This is a genomic window from Micromonospora sp. NPDC049203 (assembly GCF_043197215.1).
Lineage (GTDB): Bacteria > Actinomycetota > Actinomycetes > Mycobacteriales > Micromonosporaceae > Micromonospora.
On the sequence record NZ_JBICSV010000023.1, the window covers coordinates 1,706 to 4,650 of the forward strand.

At 57.0% G+C, this 2,945-nt stretch carries 1 rRNA gene and 1 other annotated feature (1 of these 2 cut by a window edge); the gene reads left to right on the forward strand.

Annotated elements, in window-relative coordinates:
• Positions 1-2,741 (forward strand) — a sequence feature (most likely nonfunctional fraction of RNA operon) (it extends 1,641 nt beyond the left edge of the window).
• Between the two features lie 81 nt (positions 2,742-2,822).
• A 5S ribosomal RNA gene (rrf, locus tag ACGFIA_RS28615) occupies positions 2,823-2,939 on the forward strand.
• Positions 2,940-2,945 lie beyond the last annotated feature (6 nt).

Here is a 2,945-nt window from a genome sequence, read left to right on the forward strand (position 1 = left end):
CCAGTGGTTAGTCGAACAGTCTGGAATGGCTGACCGTAGACGGTGATAGTCCGGTAGGTGAAAGCTGCTGGTCTTCTGTGGGTGTTCCCGAGTAGCGGCGGACTCCTGAAATCTGCCGTGAATCTGCCAGGACCACCTGGTAAGCCTAAATACTTCCTGGTGACCGATAGCGGACGAGTACCGTGAGGGAATGGTGAAAAGTACCCCGGGAGGGGAGTGAAATAGTACCTGAAACCGTTCGCCTACAATCCGTCGGAGCCTTGCGGGGTGACGGCGTGCCTTTTGAAGAATGAGCCTGCGAGTTAGTGGCATGTGGCGAGGTTAACCCGTGTGGGGGAGCCGTAGCGAAAGCGAGTCTGAATAGGGCGTTTTTAGTCGCATGCTCTAGACCCGAAGCGGAGTGATCTAGCCATGGGCAGGCTGAAGCGCGGGTAAGACCGCGTGGAGGGCCGAACCCACCAACGTTGAAAAGTTGGGGGATGACCTGTGGTTAGGGGTGAAAGGCCAATCAAACTCCGTGATAGCTGGTTCTCCCCGAAATGCATTTAGGTGCAGCGTCGCGTGTTTCTTGCCGGAGGTAGAGCACTGGATGGTCTAGGGGGCCCACAAGCTTACCGAAATCAGCCAAACTCCGAATGCCGGTAAGTGAGAGCGCGGCAGTGAGACTGCGGGGGATAAGCTTCGTAGTCGAGAGGGAAACAGCCCAGATCACCAGCTAAGGCCCCTAAGCGTGTGCTAAGTGGAAAAGGATGTGGGGTCGCATAGACAACCAGGAGGTTGGCTTAGAAGCAGCCACCCTTTAAAGAGTGCGTAATAGCTCACTGGTCAAGTGGTTCCGCGCCGACAATGTAGCGGGGCTCAAGCACACCGCCGAAGCTGTGGCATTCACATTTTAACTTCGTGCCTCCTTGATGGGGTATGCAGGTGTGTGGATGGGTAGGGGAGCGTCGTGCCGGGGGTGAAGCAGCGGGGTGACCCAGTTGTGGACGCGGCACGAGTGAGAATGCAGGCATGAGTAGCGAAAGAAGGGTGAGAAACCCTTCCGCCGGATGACCAAGGGTTCCAGGGCCAGGCTAATCCGCCCTGGGTGAGTCGGGACCTAAGGCGAGGCCGAGAGGCGTAGTCGATGGACAACGGGTTGATATTCCCGTACCCGCGAAAGAGCGACCCTGACGAACCTCGTTGTGCTAACCACCCAAACCATCCAAGGTCTTCGGACTGCGGGTGGGGAGCGTGGGAACCTGGCGGGTAGTAGTCAAGCGATGGGGTGACGCAGGAAGGTAGCTGAGCCCGGCCGGTGGTTGTGCCGGGGTAAGCGTGTAGGCCGGCGTGTAGGCAAATCCGCACGCCACATAGGCTGAGACGTGATGCCGAGCCGATTCAGGTGAAGTCAGTGATCCTATGCTGCCGAGAAAAGCCTCTAGCGAGTTCTTAGCGGCCCGTACCCCAAACCGACACAGGTGGTCAGGTAGAGAATACCGAGGCGATCGGGCGAACTGTGGTTAAGGAACTCGGCAAATTGCCCCCGTAACTTAGGGAGAAGGGGGGCCGGAGACGTGAAGCCCCGCGCGGGTGGAGCGTTGTATGGCCGCAGAGAGCAGGGGGAAGCGACTGTTTACTAAAAACACAGGTCCATGCGAAGAAGTAATTCGATGTATATGGACTGACGCCTGCCCGGTGCTGGAACGTTAAGGGGACCTGTTAGCTCTTCGGGGCGAAGCGGAGAACTTAAGCGCCAGTAAACGGCGGTGGTAACTATAACCATCCTAAGGTAGCGAAATTCCTTGTCGGGTAAGTTCCGACCTGCACGAATGGCGTAACGACTTCCCCACTGTCTCAACCACAGGCCCGGCGAAATTGCATTACGAGTAAAGATGCTCGTTACGCGCGGCAGGACGGAAAGACCCCGGGACCTTTACTATAGCTTGACATTGGTATCTGAATTAGCTTGTGTAGGATAGGTGGGAGCCGGTGAAGTCCATACGCCAGTATGGGTGGAGGCAATCTTGAAATACCACTCTGGTTGATTTGGGTATCTAACTTCGGACCGTTATCCGGTTCAGGGACAGTGTCTGGTGGGTAGTTTAACTGGGGCGGTTGCCTCCTAAAGGGTAACGGAGGCGCCCAAAGGTTCCCTCAGCCTGGTTGGCAATCAGGTGTTGAGTGCAAGTGCACAAGGGAGCTTGACTGTGAGACTGACAGGTCGAGCAGGGACGAAAGTCGGGACTAGTGATCCGGCACTGGCATGTGGAAGCGGTGTCGCTCAACGGATAAAAGGTACCCCGGGGATAACAGGCTGATCTTCCCCAAGAGTCCATATCGACGGGATGGTTTGGCACCTCGATGTCGGCTCGTCGCATCCTGGGGCTGTAGCAGGTCCCAAGGGTTGGGCTGTTCGCCCATTAAAGCGGTACGCGAGCTGGGTTTAGAACGTCGTGAGACAGTTCGGTCCCTATCCGCCGTGCGCGTAGGATACTTGAGAAGGGCTGTCCCTAGTACGAGAGGACCGGGACGGACGAACCTCTGGTGTGCCAGTTGTCCCGCCAGGGGCACGGCTGGTTAGCTACGTTCGGAAGGGATAACCGCTGAAAGCATCTAAGCGGGAAGCTCGCTTCAAGATGAGGTATCCCACCCACTTTGTGGGGTAAGGCCCCCAGCTAGACGACTGGGTTGATAGGCCGGAAATGTAAGCCCGGTAACGGGTTCAGTTGACCGGTACTAATAGGCCGAGGACTTGACTACTAAGCTGCTACGCGTCCACTGTGCAACTCTGAACAAACACCACCCGCGTGTTGTGGGGTTGGTTGACATGTTCATAGAGTTACGGCGGTCATGGCGGAGGGGAAACGCCCGGTCACATTCCGAACCCGGAAGCTAAGCCCTCCAGCGCCGATGGTACTGCACTCGGGAGGGTGTGGGAGAGTAGGACACCGCCGGACAATCTT